Origin of the sequence: Cryptosporangium minutisporangium, from assembly GCF_039536245.1 — a bacterium.
Taxonomy (GTDB): Bacteria; Actinomycetota; Actinomycetes; order Mycobacteriales; family Cryptosporangiaceae; genus Cryptosporangium; species Cryptosporangium minutisporangium.
In genome coordinates, this window is the sequence record NZ_BAAAYN010000003.1 from 74498 (window position 1) to 91791 (window position 17294).

16 protein-coding genes are annotated in these 17294 nt (G+C 74.1%); 10 read left to right on the top strand and 6 right to left on the bottom strand.

Annotated features, from left to right (window positions below; genetic code table 11):
• A partial coding sequence (locus ABEB28_RS02540; RefSeq protein WP_345726302.1) for an FtsX-like permease family protein occupies positions 1 to 994 on the top strand: 994 nt, incomplete at its 5' end.
• Positions 995 to 1017: 23 nt separating this feature from the next.
• On the opposite strand, the gene ABEB28_RS02545 is transcribed toward ABEB28_RS02540, so the two are convergent.
• Both ABEB28_RS02545 and ABEB28_RS02550 read right to left on the bottom strand, forming a co-directional pair.
• Positions 1018 to 1680 carry a response regulator transcription factor gene (locus ABEB28_RS02545; RefSeq protein ID WP_345726303.1) on the bottom strand — a complete coding sequence of 221 codons (663 nt, stop codon included), beginning with the start codon at positions 1678 to 1680 and terminating at the stop codon, positions 1018 to 1020.
• Positions 1681 to 1711: 31 nt separating this feature from the next.
• Positions 1712 to 2092, bottom strand: coding sequence for a response regulator (locus tag ABEB28_RS02550; protein ID WP_345726304.1), 381 nt, complete (start codon positions 2090 to 2092; stop codon positions 1712 to 1714).
• A 139-nt stretch (positions 2093 to 2231) separates the two neighbouring features.
• Between ABEB28_RS02550 and ABEB28_RS02555 the strand changes: the two genes are divergently transcribed.
• Positions 2232 to 2945 carry a hypothetical protein gene (locus ABEB28_RS02555; RefSeq protein ID WP_345726305.1) on the top strand — a complete coding sequence of 238 codons (714 nt, stop codon included), beginning with the start codon at positions 2232 to 2234 and terminating at the stop codon, positions 2943 to 2945.
• A 174-nt stretch (positions 2946 to 3119) separates the two neighbouring features.
• Here the strand turns inward: ABEB28_RS02555 and ABEB28_RS02560 are convergent, their stop codons facing one another.
• Positions 3120 to 3935 (bottom strand): Rossmann-fold NAD(P)-binding domain-containing protein, encoded by an 816-nt coding sequence (locus ABEB28_RS02560; RefSeq protein ID WP_345726306.1) that lies wholly within the window; start codon positions 3933 to 3935, stop codon positions 3120 to 3122.
• An 81-nt stretch (positions 3936 to 4016) separates the two neighbouring features.
• Between ABEB28_RS02560 and ABEB28_RS02565 the strand changes: the two genes are divergently transcribed.
• From ABEB28_RS02565 to ABEB28_RS02580, 4 genes are all read left to right on the top strand, one after another.
• Positions 4017 to 5039, top strand: a complete 1023-nt coding sequence (locus ABEB28_RS02565) for an AraC family transcriptional regulator (RefSeq protein WP_345726307.1) — start codon at positions 4017 to 4019, stop codon at positions 5037 to 5039.
• 32 nt (positions 5040 to 5071) lie between these two features.
• Complete coding sequence (locus ABEB28_RS02570; protein WP_345726308.1) at positions 5072 to 5692, top strand: dihydrofolate reductase family protein; 621 nt, start codon at positions 5072 to 5074, stop codon at positions 5690 to 5692.
• Positions 5693 to 5762: 70 nt separating this feature from the next.
• A complete protein-coding gene (locus tag ABEB28_RS02575; RefSeq protein ID WP_345726309.1) occupies positions 5763 to 7196 on the top strand; it encodes an amino acid permease in 1434 nt (477 codons plus the stop codon).
• A gap of 15 nt (positions 7197 to 7211) precedes the next feature.
• Positions 7212 to 7925 (top strand): hypothetical protein, encoded by a 714-nt coding sequence (locus tag ABEB28_RS02580; protein ID WP_345726310.1) that lies wholly within the window; start codon positions 7212 to 7214, stop codon positions 7923 to 7925.
• A gap of 37 nt (positions 7926 to 7962) precedes the next feature.
• Here ABEB28_RS02580 and ABEB28_RS02585 read toward each other — a convergent pair whose 3' ends face one another.
• Positions 7963 to 8772 (bottom strand): SAM-dependent methyltransferase, encoded by an 810-nt coding sequence (locus ABEB28_RS02585; protein WP_345726311.1) that lies wholly within the window; start codon positions 8770 to 8772, stop codon positions 7963 to 7965.
• Between the two features lie 193 nt (positions 8773 to 8965).
• Here ABEB28_RS02585 and ABEB28_RS02590 point away from each other — a divergent pair, with 193 nt between their 5' ends.
• From ABEB28_RS02590 to ABEB28_RS02605, 4 genes are all read left to right on the top strand, one after another.
• On the top strand, positions 8966 to 9397 hold the full coding sequence (locus ABEB28_RS02590) for an MFS transporter (RefSeq protein WP_345726312.1): 432 nt from the start codon (positions 8966 to 8968) through the stop codon (positions 9395 to 9397).
• A gap of 82 nt (positions 9398 to 9479) precedes the next feature.
• The gene (locus ABEB28_RS02595) at positions 9480 to 10238 is read left to right on the top strand and encodes an IclR family transcriptional regulator (RefSeq protein WP_345726313.1); all 759 of its coding nucleotides are present in this window, start codon (positions 9480 to 9482) and stop codon (positions 10236 to 10238) included.
• Positions 10239 to 10304: 66 nt separating this feature from the next.
• On the top strand, positions 10305 to 11282 hold the full coding sequence (locus tag ABEB28_RS02600; protein WP_345726314.1) for a PDR/VanB family oxidoreductase: 978 nt from the start codon (positions 10305 to 10307) through the stop codon (positions 11280 to 11282).
• Positions 11283 to 11297: 15 nt separating this feature from the next.
• Positions 11298 to 12494 carry a cytochrome P450 gene (locus tag ABEB28_RS02605; RefSeq protein ID WP_345726315.1) on the top strand — a complete coding sequence of 399 codons (1197 nt, stop codon included), beginning with the start codon at positions 11298 to 11300 and terminating at the stop codon, positions 12492 to 12494.
• A gap of 46 nt (positions 12495 to 12540) precedes the next feature.
• Here the strand turns inward: ABEB28_RS02605 and ABEB28_RS02610 are convergent, their stop codons facing one another.
• Both ABEB28_RS02610 and ABEB28_RS02615 read right to left on the bottom strand, forming a co-directional pair.
• Positions 12541 to 13800, bottom strand: a complete 1260-nt coding sequence (locus ABEB28_RS02610; RefSeq protein ID WP_345726316.1) for a SpoIID/LytB domain-containing protein — start codon at positions 13798 to 13800, stop codon at positions 12541 to 12543.
• Positions 13801 to 13957: 157 nt separating this feature from the next.
• Positions 13958 to 17155 carry a BTAD domain-containing putative transcriptional regulator gene (locus ABEB28_RS02615; RefSeq protein ID WP_345726317.1) on the bottom strand — a complete coding sequence of 1066 codons (3198 nt, stop codon included), beginning with the start codon at positions 17153 to 17155 and terminating at the stop codon, positions 13958 to 13960.
• Between the last annotated feature and the right edge of the window lie 139 nt (positions 17156 to 17294).

Sequence of the window (17294 nt, forward strand, 5' to 3'; positions counted from 1 at the left end):
GGCGATCGCCGCGGTGACCGTGGGTCTGAGCCTCGAGCGGCTCGTCTCGACGCCGGACCGCTGGGGTGGCTCGGCCGAGCTCGACGTCGCCGAGGTCCTCGACGACGACCTCGACCGGCTCGCCGCCGATCCGCGGGTGGTGGCGCTGGCCGAGGCGCTCTCCGGCTCGGTGGAGATCGACGGCGAGCGGACCCCGGCGTCCGCGTACCGGGTGTGGAAGGGGGACGTCGGGCCGACGGTCCTCGCGGGCCGGTTGCCGGCCAGGGTCGACGAGGTGTGCGTGGGGATCCGGTTCGCCGAGCGCCACGGGCTGCGCGTGGACGACACTCTCGTCGTCACCGCCGGGGACGGCCCGCCGCGGCGGCTGCGCGTGGTCGGCGTCGGGGTCGTGCCGTCGCTCGACGACGGCACCCGGCTCAGCGGCGGCGTCGTGCTGCACCCGGACGCCATCGGGACGCTCGCGGCGTCCGAGGGATTCCGTGAGGGGCAGCTCCGGGTGGCGCCGGGAACGCTCGACGACCTCACGGCCGACCTGGGACGCGACCGGGAGATCTACCCGCGGGGCCTCCCGCCGGAGATCACGGTGCTCGACGGTCTCCGTCCGGTGCCGGTCGCCGTGGCCACGGTGCTGGCGATCGCGGTCGTGCTCGTCCTGGTGCACGCGCTGCGGGGTGCCCGGCGTCGGCTGCGCCGTGACCTCGCCGTGCTCCGCGCCCTCGGCGTGACCGCGGCCGGTCAGGCCGCCGTCCTCGCGGTCGTGGCGTTGCGGGTGGTCGTTCCGGCCGTGCTGCTCGGGGTGCCGCTCGGCTACGGCGTCGGCCGGATCGTCTGGCACGAGGTCGCGACCGGCTCGGGCGTCGGTGGTGACGCCTCGCTACCGGCGTGGGTGGCGCTTCTCGGTGCGCTGGCCGTGTTCGTCCTCGCGGTGGGTCTGACGGTGCCGGGTCGGCGGACCGGCCGCGGCGGGATCGCGGCGACGCTCCGGGTGGAGTGACGCGGCACGGGCCCCGATGGTCCTTACTTCCGATGGTCGAGGAACATCAGCACCGCACGGACCCGCCGGTTGATGTCGGGCTCGCTGGCCAGGTCGAGCTTGCCGAAGATCTGGTTGGCGTGTTTCTCCACCGCGCGTTCGGTGAGGTGCAGCGTCCGCGCGATCGCGAGGTTGTTCTTGCCCTGCGCCATCTCGGCGAGGACCTCGGATTCGCGCGGGCTGAGCGCGTCCAGGGCGTTCCGCGTGGCGCTGTGCGTCCGCACCAGCGCCGCGACGACCGCGGGGTCGATGACCGATCCGCCCTCGGCGACCCGGCGCACGGCCTCGGTGAGCTCCCGGACGTGCGCGACGCGCTCCTTGAGCAGGTAACCCCGGCCCTCCACACCGTCGTTGAGCAGCGCCAGGGCGTACGCCGGCTCGTGGTACTGGCTCAACACGATGACGCCGATCCGCGGATGGTCGCGACGGAGCCGGGTGGCCAGCTGGATGCCCTCATCGGTGCCGGTGGGTGGCATCCGCACGTCGGTGATCACCAGGTCGGGCTGCTCGGCCTCGACCAGCTCCAGGATCGACGGCAGGTCGGCCGCGGTACCGACCATATCCAGCCCGTCGGCGACGGCGATGAGCTGCGACAACCCCGCCCGCAGCAGCACGTCGTCTTCGGCGATCGCCACTCGGACCGGCACGCGGCCATGATAGACGCGGCCCGCTGCGGGGCTACCGGGGGCGGGTGCTCCAGATGCTCCGGAGCAGGGTCGGCCGGAGCGCCGACTTGTGGAAGTACCCCGCCACCTCGGGCGTCGCGACCGCGGTCGGCAGGTCGCGCGGGTGATACGTCGAGAACACGACCACCAGGACGCCCGGGCAGACCGTGTGCAGCCGCCGTGCCGCCTCGACCCCGTCGACGCCCGGCAGCCGCAGGTCCATCAGCACCAGATCCGGGCGCAGCAGCGGGCCGCGGTGGACCGCGTCCTCTCCGCTGATCGCGGTACCCACCAGCGCGAACCCGCCGGTGTGCGTGACCACGGCGGTGGCCGCGGCCCGGAACGGCTCCTGGTCGTCGACGACCAGGACCCGCACCGTCGCCTCTCCCTCCACGGGCCCAGCATCCGCTCCTGCGGCTCGGCCGCGCGCGGGTGCTGGCACCCCTTCCGAGTCGCCAGGCAGCACCGGCGCGCCGCACGCCCCGCGGCGCAGAGACTCGTCGTCGACCGTCCCGAACGCCCGAAGGAGCACCATGACCACCTATACCGCTGCACACGACCGGAGTGCCGCGCCGCCGGACGCGGTCCGCCGCCGCCGGCCGTGGGCGGTGACCGGCGTCGTCACCGGAGTGCTCGGCCTGGCGGCCACGATGAACGTTTTGGCCAAGAGCGTGTACCCGGAGGACGGCAGCGGGCTGGACGCGAGTGTCGTCGACCGGGTCGACGCCACCGGCACCCGGATCGGCTTCGTCCTCGGGTACCTCGCGGTCGCCGGCCTGCTCGTGCTGGCCGCGCAGTGGCGCCGTCACGTCGAGCCGCAGCTGCCCACCAGCACGGCCAGCCGAGTGGTGAGCAACGGGCTGCTGGCGTCCGCCGCCGCGCTGACGTTCGGATACGGCTGGATGGGCGCGCTCGCGCTCTACAACGACGACGGCCCCGAGGCCGGCAGCTTCGACCAGGCCGGGGTCTACGTCTACTTCATGCTCACCGACTTCGGCCCGTTCATCGGGTGGCTGGGGGTCGTCGTCGCGGCCGGTGCCGCCGCCTGGATGGGGCTGGTCGAGCGGAGCCTGCCGGTCTGGATCGGCATCGTCGGTGTGCTGCCGGTGCTCGGCACGCTGCTCTTCATCGTGCTGACGTCGGTGCCCGGGGCGCCCGGGCTGTTCGGTGGGCTCTGGATGATCGTGACGTTCACCGGCATCGCGCTGAGCCGCCGACCCTTCACTGCCGGGTCCAGGGGGGTCTGAGACCCGGCTTTTCCGGCCCGGTTCCCCGTCCGGGCCCGGTCCCGGCCGGTTCGGTCCCTTCCGGCCGGGACCGCCTCTTCCGCGGCGACGCCGGCCGGGTGGCTGCTCACCCGGCCGGCGACGTTCGCCGTTCCCCGATCGGTCCCCGGCCCGTTCCTCGGCCCGGGGACCGATCTACTCGGCCCAGGCGCCGGACTCGGCGGCGCCCTTGGCGTACTCGGCGAAGTCCTTGGCCGGCCGGCCGAGCGCGCGCTGCACCCCGTCCCGCACCGCCTCGTTGCGGCCGTCCAGCACCTCGGTGAACAGGTACGTGACCAGCCAGATCACGTCCTCCGGGTACTCCGCGGCGCGCAGGCCGGCGGCGTAGTCGTCGATGCTCACCGACTCGAAGCCCACGCTCCGCCCGGAGGCCGCGGCGATCTCCGCGGCGGCCTCCGCGAACGTCAGCGCGCGCGGCCCGGTCAGTTCGTAGAGCTGTCCGGTGTGGCGCGGATCGGTCAGCGCCGCGACCGCTACGTCGGCGATGTCGTCGACGTCGACGAACGGCTCTCGCACGTCGGTGACCGGCACCCGGATCGTGCCGTCGAGCACGTCGGCGAGCAGGTAGTCCTCGCTGAAGTTCTGCGCGAACCAGCTGCAGCGGACGATCGTCCACTCCGGAGCGTTGGCCTGCACGATGCGCTCGCAGCGCTCGGCCTCGGTCTCTCCGCGGCCGGAGAGCAGGACCAGGCGGCGGACGCCCTGGCGCGCGGCCTCCGCGGTGAACGTCTCGATCGCCTTCGGGGCGTCCGGCACGGCCAGGTCGGGCACGTAGTTCACGTAGGCCGCGTCGACGCCGGAGAGCGCCGCCGGCCAGGTCGCCGGGTCGGCCCAGTCGAACGGCGGGGTACCCGAGCGGGACCCGAGCCGGACCGGGATGCCGAGCGCGTCGAGGCGGGCGGCGATGCGGCGGCCGGTCTTACCGTTACCTGCGGTCAGAAGGATTGTCATGGCTCAAGCAAACCGTCAGACGTGAGACGTCTCCATCGTTGTGAGGCGCACCTGCATACGTGAGCGTCTACGCTCGACCCCGTGGACACTCTGGCCGGCCTGCTCGACGGGCCCAGGGCGCGGGGCGCGTTCCTGATCCGCTCGCTGATGACCCCGCCCTGGTCGATGCGGATCGAGGACGAGGCACCGCTGACGCTCTGCGCGGTCGTGCAGGGGAAGGCGTGCGTGCTGCCCGAGGCGGGTGGGCTGGTCCGGGTGGAGAGCGGCGACGTCGTGATCTTCCGGGGGCCCGACCACTACACGGTCGCCGACGAACCGGACACCGCGCCGCAGGTGCACATCCTGCCCGGTCAGGAGTGCCGGACACCCGACGGTGCGCCGATCCGGATGAGCGAACTGCTGTCGCCGCCGGGTGTGCTCGGCGTCCGCACGTGGGGCACCCAGGCGAGTGGGGGCACGCAGGCGAGTGGGGGCACGCAGGCGAGTGGGGGCACGCAGGGGATCGGGAGTACGCAGGCGACCGGGGGCACCGAGCTGCTGACCGGTACCTACGAAGTGCAGAGCGAGGTCAGCAGCCGCCTGCTCGCGACCCTGCCGCCGGTGCTGGTGATCCGGCGCGACAGCTGGGACAACCCGCTGGTGGGCTTCCTCGCCGAGGAGATCGTCAAGGACGCCCCCGGCCAGACCGCGGTCCTCGACCGGCTGCTCGACCTGTTGCTGATCGGCGCGCTGCGGACCTGGTTCGCCCGGCAGGACAGCAAGGCGCCGGGCTGGTACCGCGCGCACAGCGATCCGGTCGTCGGGCCGGCCGTGCGGATGCTGCAGGCCGAGCCCGCCCGGCCGTGGACCGTGGCGCTGCTGGCCCGGGAGACCGGCGTCTCTCGGGCCGCGCTCGCCCGGCGGTTCACCGAGCTGGTGGGCGAGCCGCCGATGGCGTTCCTGACCGGCTGGCGGCTGGCCCTCGCCGCGGACCTGCTGCGCGAGCCGGACGCGACGCTGGCGGCGGTCGCCCGCAAGGTGGGGTACGGCAGCCCGTTCGCGCTGAGCTCGGCGTTCAAGCGGGTGCGCGGCATCAGCCCGCAGGAGTTCCGCTCGGTGGGCTGACTTCTGTCGGAGGCCGGGGTTACGTTCAGCTAATGAGCGAACTACCACACGTGGTGGTCCACGTGGCTGTGTCGCTGGAAGGGGCCACTACCGGATTCGAACTCGATCTCGCCCGGTTCTACGCGCTGGCGCAGACCTGGCGCGAGGACGTCACGCTCGTCGGCGCCGACACGATCCTCGCGCAGGAGGCCGCGCTGGCGACGGTGCCCAAGCCTGGCCCCGCCGAGAACGGCCCGCTGCTCGCCGTCGTCGACAGCTGCGCTCGCGTCCACTCGTGGCGGGCGCTGCGCGACGCCGGGCACTGGTCGGGCGTGCTGGCGCTGCGCGCGGCGTCCACCCCGAAGGGCGCGGCCGAGTCGTCGGAGCGGCTGGTCGTCGGAGCCGAGCGCGTCGACCTCCGCGCGGCGTTGGCCGCGCTGGCCGGGCGCGGGGCGTCGACCGTGCGGGTCGACAGCGGCGGGGCGCTGACCGGCGCGCTGCTCGCCCAGGGCCTTCTCGACGAGGTCAGCCTGCTGGTCCACCCGGTGTTCGCCGGGCACGGCGGCCACCACCGGTGGTTCGGGCCGTCGCACCCGCCCGCCAGGGCGTTCACCCTGGCCGGCAACGAAACGATCGGCGATCTGGTCTGGCTGCGGTACCGCGCGAGCGGCTGACGCGTTTCACCGGCGGTATGCGTTGGTACGCACTGCGTACGAGCGACATCGCGGCGTCGAGGGAGCGGTCATGGCTCAGGTCACCGATGCACCGGAAACCCCCGAGCTGCAGAAGGGCCTGCGCCCGCGCCACCTGCGGATGATCGCGATCGGTGGCGTCATCGGTGCCGGTCTGTTCGTGGGCTCCGGCGCGGTGATCAACGACGTCGGGCCGGCCGCGTTCCTCACCTACGCCGTCACCGGCGTGCTGATCGTCCTGGTCATGCGGATGCTCGGGGAGATGGCGACCGCCCACCCGTCCACCGGGTCGTTCGCGGACTACGCACGCGCGGCGCTCGGCAACTGGGCCGGCTTCTCGGTGGGCTGGCTGTACTGGTACTTCTGGGTCATCGTCGTCGGGTTCGAGGCGGTAGCCGGTGCGGAGATCCTCCGGCGCTGGGTCGACGTACCACTGTGGGCGCTCGCGCTCGGGCTGATGGTGCTGATGACCGTCACCAACCTGTTCTCGGTCCGCTCGTACGGCGAGTTCGAGTACTGGTTCGCGGGCGTGAAGGTGGTCGCGATCTGCGCCATGCTCGCTCTCGGCGCGTGTTTCGTCCTGGGGCTGTGGCCCGGCCGCGACCTGGACTTCTCGAACCTCACCGACCAGGGCGGCTTCCTGCCGAACGGGACCGGCGTGATCTTCTCCGCGATCGTCGTCGTCATCTTCTCGATGGTGGGTGCGGAGATCGCCACCGTTGCCGCCGCGGAGTCCGACGACCCGGCGCGCGCCATCGCCAAAGCGACCAACTCGGTCGTCGTCCGGATTTCGATTTTCTACGTCGGCTCGGTGTTCCTGCTCGCCGTGATCCTGCCGTGGGACTCGACCCGGCTGGGGGAGTCGCCGTACGTCAGCGCGTTCGACGTGATGGGCATCCCGGGCGCGGCCGACCTGATGAACGCGGTCGTGCTCACCGCGGTGCTGTCCTGCTTGAACTCCGGCCTCTACACCGCGTCCCGGATGGTGTTCGTGCTGGCCGCCCGGGGTGAGGCGCCGCAGCGGCTGACGCGGATCAGCGGGCGCGGTGTGCCGGTGGCGGCGATCCTCGTCTCCACCGTGGTCGGATTCCTCTGTGTCGTCGCGGCGTACGTCTCGCCGGACACCGTCTTCCTGTTCCTGCTGAACTCGTCCGGCGCGGTCATCCTCTTCGTCTACCTGTTCATCTGCCTCTCCCAGCTGATCCTGCGGCGGCGGACGCCCGACGACGAGCTGCCGGTGAAGATGTGGGGTTACCCGGTGCTCACCGGGCTGGTCATCGTCGCGATCGTCGTCGTGCTGGCGTCGATGGGGGTGGGCGCGGACACCCGCTCGCAGCTGCTGCTGAGCCTGCTCTCGTTCGCGGCCGTCCTCGGCGCCCACACCGTCGTGGCCTGGCGCCGCCGCCGCCGGGCGGGAGCGCCGCCGGCTCCGACGGAGCCGCCGGATCCGACCGACCCGGCGCCCGTCGACCACTCGCTGCGCTGAGATTATTCTGGTGCGGTGGGCGGTCGTGTTCGGGAACCGGTCGGGCCGGATGCGGTCCGGGTGCTCTACGCCGACGCCGCCCGTCGCCTCGCCGACTACGCGCGGCGGCTCGTCCCGACCGGCCGCGACCAGCAGATCGGTGATTCCGTCCGGGAGGCGCTGCACGCCCAGCAGGTCGTCGACCGCCTCGTCGCACTCGCGGTAGCGGTCGAGCGCGCGAACGGTGCGACGTGGACCCAGATCGCGGAGGCCGCCGACGTGGATCCGGCCACCGCCCAGGAGCGCTGGGGACGTCCGGCGGCGGGCATCCTCGCCGGAGCCGCGCGCGGGCTCGGCCCGGCCCGGCTGCGCGCCGCCGGGGCCGAGTCGAGCGCGGCGCTCGCCGAGGACCTCGACGACTGGGTCCTCGAGCACCGGCAGGGCGACGATCCGGCGTCGCTCGATCCGGAGCGGCCGGTCAGCGGACGCCTGACCGGCGGAACGACGCCCACGATCGGCCCGGCCACGCCCGCCGCGTTGCGTGCGCTGGCAGCGGCGGCCGAGGATCTGGCCGACCGGGTCCAGGCGACGCAGGCCGCGTTGAACGCGGCGAACGACGACGCGACCCGCCGCGTGGGGTGGGGCAGGCTGGAGGAGGCCGCCGGTGCCGCGCGCCGGGCGGCGGTGACACTGCTGGCGACGGCGAGCGAGTTGGCCGCCATCCGGGTCGGCCGCCGACCACGCCGCTGAACTCCGGGGCCTGGCCCACGGGGGAGCGCGGGTGCGCTCAGTCCTTGCGAGCGACGCCGCCATAGATCGAGACGAGCGCGTCGGGCTCACCGGAGTGCTGGTCGCGCTCGTCCGGCCGCCAGCGGTGCACGAGCGTCAGGCCGGGCTCGACCAGCGCGAGTCCGTCGAAGAAGCGGTCGATGTCGGCGCGCGACCGCGGCCGGAGAACGCCGCCGCGCTGGGCGAAGTCCTCCGCGACCGCCCGCCAGCCGGCCGGCTCCAGATCGGAGGTGACCTGCGACAGCGCCAGGTAGGAGCCGGTGGGCAGCGCGTCGAGCAGGCGCCGGACCAGCGCGTGCGGGTCGTCCTCGTCGCGCAGGTGGTGGGTGACCGCGAGGAGCAGCAAGCCGACCGGCTTCCGCAGATCGAGGGTCGTGCCCGCCCGCCTCAGGACGTCGTCGGGTTCGCGGAGGTCACCCCGGAGGTACTCGATCGACCCGTGGCCGCTCGGTAACGCGCGGCCGCGGGTCACCACGAGCGGATCGTTGTCCACGTAGACCACGTGGGTCTCCGGGGCGAGCGCCTGCGCGACCTGGTGCGGGCTGGCCGCGGCGGGGATGCCGCTGCCGATGTCGAGGAACTGCCGGAGGCCGGCGTCGCGGGTCAGGTGGGTGACCGCGCGCCGGAGGAACTCGCGGTTGGCGCGGGCGGCGATCCGCGCGCCGGGATTGACCGCCAGGCCGGCTTCGGCGGCGGCCCGGTCGGCCGGGAAGTAGTCCGCGCCGCCGAGCAGGTAGTTGTAGATCCGCGCCGGGTGCGGGCGGTCGGAGCGCAACTCGGCGGACTCGCGAGGGGCGGCGTCGCTCATCGCCTCATTGTCGGTCACCGCGCCCGGTGATTTGCCCACTTGCCGGGGATCGGGCGGCCGAGCGCGCTCCTCTCAGTGATCGGAAAGACGGTGGAAGCGTCCGGGCCGGGCCGGCTTCTACTTCGTCACCAGCTGGACCCCGACCCTGCTCGTCGAGGCGGGCCTGTCGGCCGGGGCCGGGATCACCGGCGGCATGCTGCTCAACCTCGGCGGCATCTTCGGTACGGCCGCGCTCGGCCTGCTCGCGGCCCGGATCGCACTGCAGCGCGTCCTCATCGCCTATCTGATCGCGACCGCGGTGTTCCTCGCGGCGTTCATCGCGTCCACGCTCGCGCTCGGCGGCGTCGTCGGTGTGCTGGTCAACGGGTGCGTCGCCGGGCTGTACGCGTTGACGTCGGCCTCGTACCAGGCCGAGGTGCGCACCACCGGCATGGGCACCGGACTCGCGTTCGGCCGCGTCGGCGCGGTACTGACCCCGACGCTCGCCGGAGCGTTCCTGGACGCCGGGGCCACGCCCGAGCAGCTCTACGTGGCGGCCGGGGTGGTCTTCGCGCTCGCCGCGGTGGCGGTCGCGTCGCTCCGACGACGCACGGTCGCTCCGATCCCGGCTCCGGCGGTCTCCTGAGGAGCGGACGCGTGGGGGTGGGGCGCGCGTGCGGCCCACCCCCACGGTGTCCGCTACGACATCTTCGTGACACCGTGCAGACATGGCACGGTCATCCTCCGGGGACTCGATGGTCGACCGCGTCGTGCGGATCCTGGAGTCGTTCGACCCGGACACCCCGGCGCTGACCGTCTCGGAGCTGGCGGCACGCGCGGATCTCCCGCTCTCGACGACGTCCCGGCTGGTCGAGCAGCTGGTGGGCCACGGACTGCTGTCCCGCGACGCCGACCGGAGGGTGCGGATCGGCGTCCGGATGTGGGAGCTGGCCGCCCGCGCGTCGCCGACGCTCGGCCTCCGGGAGGCCGCGATGCCGTTCCTCGAGGATCTGCACGCGGTCGTCGGGCACCACGCCCAGCTCGGGGTGCTCGACGGCCACGAGGTGCTGTTCCTCGAACGCCTCTCCGCGCCCGGCGCCGTCATCAACCTCACCAAGATCGCCGGCCGGATCCCGCTGCACGCGTCCTCGGCCGGCCTGGTCCTGCTGGCGCACGCGACTCCGGCACTGCAGGACGCGGTGTTGCGCCGGCCGCTGCGCAGCTACACCCCGCGCACGATCAGCGACCCCAAGCAGCTGCGTGCCGTCCTCGCCCAGGTGCGGCAGCAGGGGTTCGTGCACTGTCCCGGCCACATCCACACCGACGCCGCCGGGCTCGCGGTCCCGGTCCGCGACCGGCACGGGCAGGTCGTCGCCGCGCTCTCGGTGGTGGTGCCGGACGACGAGCGGGCGCTGGGCCGGCTGCCGGTGCTGCGGGCGATGGCGCGGGGCATCCAGCAGGCGCTCACCACCGCCGCACCCGGCTGACCACGCGGAACCATTGAATGGGAACGTCGTTGTGGCGCCGCTCACCGCGGGGCGATGCTCCCCGGCATGCTCGCTGCTGCGCATACGCTCCTCCACCCGGCGACCGGGCTCTCCACGCTGCGCGTCGTCGCGAAGACTCCGCTCGCGGACGGCGTCTGTGGGCTGACGCTGGCCGCCCCGGACGGTGGCCGGCTTCCGGACTGGACGCCCGGCGCCCACCTCGACCTGCTGCTGCCGGGCAACGTCAACCGGCAGTACTCGCTCTGCGGGAACCGCTGGGACCCGACTACGTACCAGGTCGCGGTGTTGCGCGAACCGGACGGCCGCGGCGGCTCGGCCTACGTCCACGACCGGCTCCGCGACGGTGACGTCGTCGGGGTCGGTGGGCCGCGGAACAACTTCCCGCTGGTGCCCGCGGACCGGTACCTGTTCGTGGCCGGTGGCATCGGGATCACCCCGATCCTGCCGATGATCGCCCACGCCGAGCTGCTCGGAACCTCGTGGACGCTGCTCTACGGCGGCCGGACCCGGGCGTCGATGGCGTTCCTGGACCGGCTGGCGGCTTACGGCGATCGGGTACTGATCCGGCCGCAGGACGAGTTCGGGCTGCTGGACCTGCGGAGCGCACTGTCCGGTGCGGAGCCGGGGACGAAGGTCTACTGCTGCGGCCCCGGCCCGCTGCTGGACGCGATCGAGATCATCTGCGCCGGGTTACCGCCGGGCTCGCTGCGGACCGAGCGGTTCGTGCCGAAGCCCCAGGGACCGCCGGTGCGCAGCACGCCGTTCGACGTCGAGTTGGCGCGGAGCGGCGTCACGGTGCCGGTGCCGCCGGGCGTCAGCGTCTTGACGGCGATGGCGGAGGCCGGCGTACCCGTGCTCTCCTCCTGCCGGCAGGGCACCTGCGGCACCTGCGAGACGCCGGTGCTCGACGGCGTCCCCGACCACCGCGACTCGCTGCTGTCGGAGGCCGAGCGTGCGGCCGGCCGCAGCATGTTCGTCTGCGTCTCCCGCTCGTGCACCGACCGTCTCGTTCTCGACGCCTGAACACCGGAGCCCACGATGACGCTCGCTCCTTTCTGCCCGACGACCGACGCCGACCCGTTCGGCCCCGAGATCCTCGAGGATCCGCTGCCGTTCCAGCGGTCCGTGCGCGACGCCGGACCGGTCGTGTACCTCAGCCGGTACGACGTTTACGGCCTCGGTCGCTACGCCGAGGTGCACGCCGCCCTCACCGACTGGCAGCACCTCCAGTCCGCGGCCGGCGTCGGCCTCGCCAACTTCCGCACCGAGAAGCCGTGGCGTCCGCCGAGCCTGCTGCTCGAAGCCGACCCGCCGCACCACGACGCACCGCGGCACGTGCTGGAGCCGATCCTCACCCCGCGGGCACTCCGCGCGCTGCGCCCGGCCTGGCTGGCCGCGGCCGAGCAGTTGGTCGACGAGGTGCTCCGCCACCCGGGCGAGATCGACCTGGTGCCCGCGGTCGCGCAGGCGTTCCCGCTGCGCGTCTTCCCGGACGCCGTCGGTCTGCCGGAGGCGGGGCGGGAGAACCTGCTGCCCTACGGGGACCACGCGTTCAACGCGTTCGGTCCGTCCAACGAGCTGGTGGCCAAGGGCTTGCCGCGGATCGGCGAGATCGCCGCGTGGGTCAACGCCCAGTGCGCCCGCGACGTGCTGGCGCCGGACGGGTTCGGCGCGCAGATCTGGGCCGCCGCCGACCGCGGCGACATCACCCACGAGCAGGCGCCGCTCATCGTCCGCTCGCTGCTGACCGCCGGCGTCGACACGACCGTGCACGGGCTCGCCGCCGCGCTCCACGCGTTCGCCACCCACCCGGACCAGTGGGACCGCCTCCGGGCCGACCCGGGCCTGGCCCGGATCGCGTTCGACGAGGCCGTCCGATGGGAGTCGCCGGTGCAGACGTTCTTCCGCACCGCGACCGTCGACATGCGGATCGGCGACACGATCATTCCCGAGGGACACAAGATCCTGATGTTCCTCGGCGCGGCGAACCGCGATCCGCGCCGCTGGGCCGACCCCGACCGGTTCGACCTGGGCCGCGACCCGTCCGCGCACGTCGGTTTCGGCATGGGGATCCACCAGTGCGTCGGTCAGCACGTCGCGCGCCTGGAGGCCGAAGCGGTGCTCACCGCGCTCGCCGCCAGGGTGGAGCGGATCGAACCGGCCGGGCCGCCGGTCCGCCACCACAACAACACGCTCCGCGCGTTCGCGGCCCTCCCCGTCCGCCTCCACCCGTAGCTGGCCCGCCCGCGCGCCAGGGGGCCCGGGAGTCCCGGGGGATTTGTTACTTGGTGAAGCCGAGGTAGGTGCTGCGCAGGCCCAGCTTGGTGCGGAACGTGGTACCGGTGACCGAGACCGTGACGGTCTTGCCGCCGGCCACCGTGCCGGTCAGGGCGACGGTGTCGGCGCGGCCGCCCCAGCGACCACCGGCCGTGCGCTTGGTGATCTTGACCGCGGTGACCTTGGTCAGGCCGCCACCGCCGTCCACGGCCGCGAGCTGCGCGGCGGTGACCTTCTTCGTCCAGTTGTTCGTCGACGAGCCGGAGGCCAGCGAGTACGGGTCCGACTTCGTCGGCAGGTAGCGGACGCCACCGGACGCGGTGTAGCCGCCACTGTTCGAGGAGAACTGCGCGTTGATCGCCGTGCCGCCGACGGTCAGGACCTTGCCGGCGGTCGCGGCGATCGCGGCGTTGGTCGCGGCGGTCTCCGAGACGGCGCCGTCCCAGCACTGGTCGCCCTGGGTGTCGATCACGTCGTAGTAGCGCGACTTCGAGATCTTCGCGGTGGCGTAGGTGCGGGCGGCCAGCGTCTGGGCCTGCAGCGCCGCGGCCGGCCAGCTGGAGGGCATCTCGGACGCGACGACGCCCCGCAGGTAGGTGTCGATCGGCATCCGGGCCAGGTAGCGGGCCGCGCCGTTGGAGACGACGGCCTGCACCGAGCCGTTGAACGTCAGGCTGGTGCCGCCGCGACAGTCGCTCTTCGCCCGGCTGTAGACGACGCGGAGCTTGCTCGGGCCGCCGAACGTGACCGGCGCGGCGAGCGTGTACTTGGTGCGCCAGGTGGTCGCCGAGGCCGGCTCCTGCACCAGGTAGCTGTTGCCGCTGCGGGCGACGTGCCAACGGGCCCGCGCGGGCAGCGCGACCTTGGTGCCGTTGCCCGCGGTGGCGACCACACCGGTCACCGTGGTGCTGCTGGTCGGGTAGAGGCTGAAGTGCCCGGCGTCGAGCGCGGAGAGCCGCACGCGCACGGTCGGGTTGCCCTTCGGCGTGAGCGCGGCACCGGGGTAGTAGAAGTTCGCGATCTTCGTCGCGGTGAGCCCCTTCTGCGCCGCGGCCTTGGCGCCGTACTGGCTCAGCCCGCGGCCGTGGCCGAAGCCGGCGCCGTAGAGGGTGAGGCCGGCCGACGAGACGCTGGCGGCCGACGCCGACGTCCTCGCGGCGGACGCGGCGGTCGGCGGAACGGCCGCGAGGCCCCCGGCGAGTGCGGCCACGACGGTGGCGGGGAGGATCGCGCTCCACCGGAGCGCACTGGTGCGTCGTGCCATGTCGGGATTACCTCGCGTCCTCGGGGTGCCGGCATCGGTCGTGGAATCGGCGTCCACGAGGAGGAAGTCGGCACCGCCGGGAGCGCGTTGAGTGCGGCCGGGGTCCCGCACCCCGGGCCTCGCCGGCCCGCACCCGGGCGGCAACCGGCGGTTTCGGTCAGGGCCGCCGGGCGCGGGACAGCCGCGGGGTCCGGGACGGCTGCCGGGTCTGCAGAAGCAGCGCGGCGGTCGACGGGTCGGGCGCCACCCCGAGCTGGGCCAGGGCGGTGGTCACGCGCTTCCGGGCGGCACCGATCCGGGCCGGGTGGCCGGTGCGCACCGCCGCGGCGAGCAGCAGCCGGTGCCCGGCGGCCTCGTACGGCTCCAGCGCGAGCGCCTGCCCGGCCAGCCGGTACGCCTCGGTGTCCTGGCCGGACACCAGCCGCAGCGCGCCCAGCGACAGCAGGCTCCGCACGTGCCGGGTCCGCACCCGGACGACCTCGGCCTCGGCGTCGAGATCCGGCAGGTCGGCCAGCTCGGCGAGCGGATCGCCACGCCACAGCGCGACCACCCGGCCGAGCAGCTCGGCCGCCCGGTCGGTGTCGCCGGCCGCCCGCGCGCGCCGGGCGGCGTCGGCCAGCTCGTCGGCGGCCCAGAGGTCGACGTCGAGCCACTCCGACCGGTGCAGCCGCACCGTGTCCGCGTCGGTGCGTAGATGGAAGCTGGCGGCGCCGCCCGGCCGGTCGGGTTCGAGCAGCCGGCGCAGGTGGGTGAGCGTCACCCGGAGGTTGGCCGCGGCACTCGTCGGGTCCTGGTCGGGCCAGAGCAGCCGGGTCAGCCAGGCGCGCTCCTGCCGTGGCGAGAGCACCAGCACGCTGAGCAGCTGCCGGACCCGCGCGCGCCGCAGTTCCGGAGCGTCGACGGGAGCACCGTCGCGCACCAGCTGCAGCGGTCCGAGGACACCGATCTGCAGCGGTGCGGTGGGCGGAGCCGGGAGCGCGGTCAGGAACCGCGCGGCGCCCCGGTGGACACGGTGCACCGTTCGGAACTGCTCGTGCACCACCCCGCCGAGGCGGTCACCGAGCCACTGGCCCAGCAGGAGACCGGCCGGATCGTTCGCGTCGGCGAGCCGTGCGGCCAGCTCCACCGACCAGGGGAGCGGGAGGAAGCAGAGCGCGTGCGCCGGGGGTAGCGCGGCCGCGGCGGTCAGGTCGCCGCGGCGTGCGCCCAGCAGGGCCCGGCCGGCCGCGCGGGCCGCCACCTGCGCCGGACCCAGCTCCACGGCGTCCCAGTGGCGCCGGAGCCGCTCGTCGAGCACGTAGCCGAGCGCCAGGAAGCGCCGCAGGTGCCGATCGGTGGCGGGTGCGGTCAGCGGCCAGCGCGCCAGCTGGCCGGCGTAGATCCGGCGGGCGGCGGCTTCGTCGCCGTGGGCGACGGCGACCGCGGACGCCGCGGCGGCCGCGAGGGTCGCGTCCCGGGCGTTGCCGTGGTCGGCGGGGTTGCCGACCGGGTACGTCGGCCAGTCCGCGGCGGTCCCGCAGGACGCCGCGAGCACCGCGGCCTGCGCGCGGGTGACGAAGGCCTCCCGGACGGTGTCGTTCGGCGGGCCGTTCGCACGGTCCCCCACGTCGGCCCCGTGGTCGGCCCCGGCATCGGGCCGGAGCAGGCCGACCGTTCGCAGCCGGTCGAGGACGGCGGGGTCGCCGCCGAACCAGCGGGCCATCGCGCCGGTGACGCGGGTGTGCACGTCGTCGGCCTCGTCGAGCGTCCGATCGGCGAGATCGGCGGCGTCGGCGTGGTGCCCGGTCAGCGTGAGGCAGTGGACGTGGAAGCGGAGCACCGGCAGCGCCAGCAGCGGCGGCACCTCGCGGACCGGGGCCGCGGCGAACTCGGCGATCGCCGCCTCGGGATCCCCGCGCAGCTCGGCCAGCACCCCGGCGACGGTGTGCCGCAGCAGCCGGACGACCGGCGAGGGGGACGAGCGGAGCTGGTCGGCGCGGCACGCCAACGACGCCAGCCGGGCGAGGTCGGCCCGGGAGTGCGCCGCCACGACGGCCTGGCCCAGCGTCGCCGAGGCGGTGTCCGCGGCGTCGGCCGCTTGGGCGGCGTCCCACGCCTGGTCGAGCAACCCGTCGACGAGCGGATGGGTGTAGTCGCGGGCCTGGAGCGCCGCGGCGCGCAGCAGCGTGAACGCCGGTCGGTCCGCGGCGGCAGCCGGGACCTCCGCGAGCCACCGCTCGGCGGTCGCGAGCGGCAGCGCGGTGAGCGACTCCCGGACCAGCTTCACCGCCAGCTCCGCGAGTTGCTCCCAGTCGCTCGCGGCGCAGGCCACCGCACCGGCGCGGCTCAGGTCACCGCGTTCGGCCAGCAGAATCACGGCCGCTCGGCGCAGTGCCCCCAGCTCCGGCGCGGGGATCACCCGGGCCACCGCGTCCGTCCACAGGTCGTGCACCCGCACGCGGCCGTCGTCCAAGACGCTGACCAGCGGGATCCGGTGCGCGAGCTGAACGGGGTCGAGCGAGCTCGCGCAGCCGTACCCGGCGCGGCGGAGAACCGTGTCGACCTCCGCGCTGGTCGCGGTGCCCAGCGCGGCGAGCACCGCGAGGCTCCGACGGCCGGTCTCGCAGAGCCCGCCGAGGATCTCCTCGCGGACGAAGCGCAGCGGCGCGGACGGTCCGGCGGCGAAGGCGAGCCGCACCAGCGCCGGCCAGCCGTCGAACGTCTCGGCCCTGGTCACCCCGGCCGAGCGGGACTCGCCGTCCGAGCGGCCCGCAAGACGACGACCGAGCGCGGCGACCTCGGCGTCGGAGAACGCGAGGTCCTCCGCCCGGACGTGCAGCACCGCACCGGCCGCCTCCCGCCGCGCGACCGGGACGTCGGGTACCTCGCGGCCGGACAGGACGAGATGGACGGTCGCGGGCAGCGCGGCGACGAGATCCCGCAGGAACGCGGCGCCGGGGGAGCCGGCCGGGAGCTCGTGGACGTCGTCGACGGTCAGGCAGACCTCGTCCGGCGCGAGCGCGATCAGGGCGGCGAGCACGTCGCGGACGTTCGCCGGGCCGGACCGGCCCGGGGGAGGGCCGGGGAGCGCGTCGAGGACGGCGCGCGCGAGTCGGCCGGTGTCCTCGTGCCGCGGCTCGCAGCTGACCCAGGTGTCGATGCCGCGGGGATCCAGGGCGTGGGCCCGGACGGTCTGGGCCAGCGCGGTGGTCTTCCCGAACCCGGCACCGGCGACGACGAACGTGATCGCGTGGTGCCAGCGTCGTTCGAGCGCGCGGGTCAGCCGTTCACGCGGCAGCTCGGCGTCGAGTGGGCGGGGAAGGTCTTTCAACGATCGCAGGGGATCCGCGGACGGTGGGTGCTCGAAGAGCGTCACTCCGTCACGGTCGCAAGGACCGTCGTCAGCCAGTGTGTAGAAGTACGTGCGGGGACTGTCGGCTAAGCGCCACCCGCACAGAACGCCACCCACCCAGAACGCGTGGCCCCCGGCGAGCGCCGGGGGCCACGCGTGCGTA

Bases quoted from the DNA above. Each gene is read 5' to 3' on its own strand.
- ABEB28_RS02555 (WP_345726305.1), top strand. From the start codon at position 2,232: ATGACCACCTATACCGCTGCACACGACCGGAGTGCCGCGCCGCCGGAC.
- ABEB28_RS02560 (WP_345726306.1), bottom strand. From the start codon at position 3,935: ATGACAATCCTTCTGACCGCAGGTAACGGTAAGACCGGCCGCCGCATC.
- ABEB28_RS02570 (WP_345726308.1), top strand. From the start codon at position 5,072: ATGAGCGAACTACCACACGTGGTGGTCCACGTGGCTGTGTCGCTGGAA.
- ABEB28_RS02575 (WP_345726309.1), top strand. From the start codon at position 5,763: ATGGCTCAGGTCACCGATGCACCGGAAACCCCCGAGCTGCAGAAGGGC.
- ABEB28_RS02585 (WP_345726311.1), bottom strand. From the start codon at position 8,772: ATGAGCGACGCCGCCCCTCGCGAGTCCGCCGAGTTGCGCTCCGACCGC.
- ABEB28_RS02590 (WP_345726312.1), top strand. From the start codon at position 8,966: ATGCTGCTCAACCTCGGCGGCATCTTCGGTACGGCCGCGCTCGGCCTG.
- ABEB28_RS02595 (WP_345726313.1), top strand. From the start codon at position 9,480: ATGGCACGGTCATCCTCCGGGGACTCGATGGTCGACCGCGTCGTGCGG.
- ABEB28_RS02600 (WP_345726314.1), top strand. From the start codon at position 10,305: ATGCTCGCTGCTGCGCATACGCTCCTCCACCCGGCGACCGGGCTCTCC.
- ABEB28_RS02605 (WP_345726315.1), top strand. From the start codon at position 11,298: ATGACGCTCGCTCCTTTCTGCCCGACGACCGACGCCGACCCGTTCGGC.
- ABEB28_RS02610 (WP_345726316.1), bottom strand. From the start codon at position 13,800: ATGGCACGACGCACCAGTGCGCTCCGGTGGAGCGCGATCCTCCCCGCC.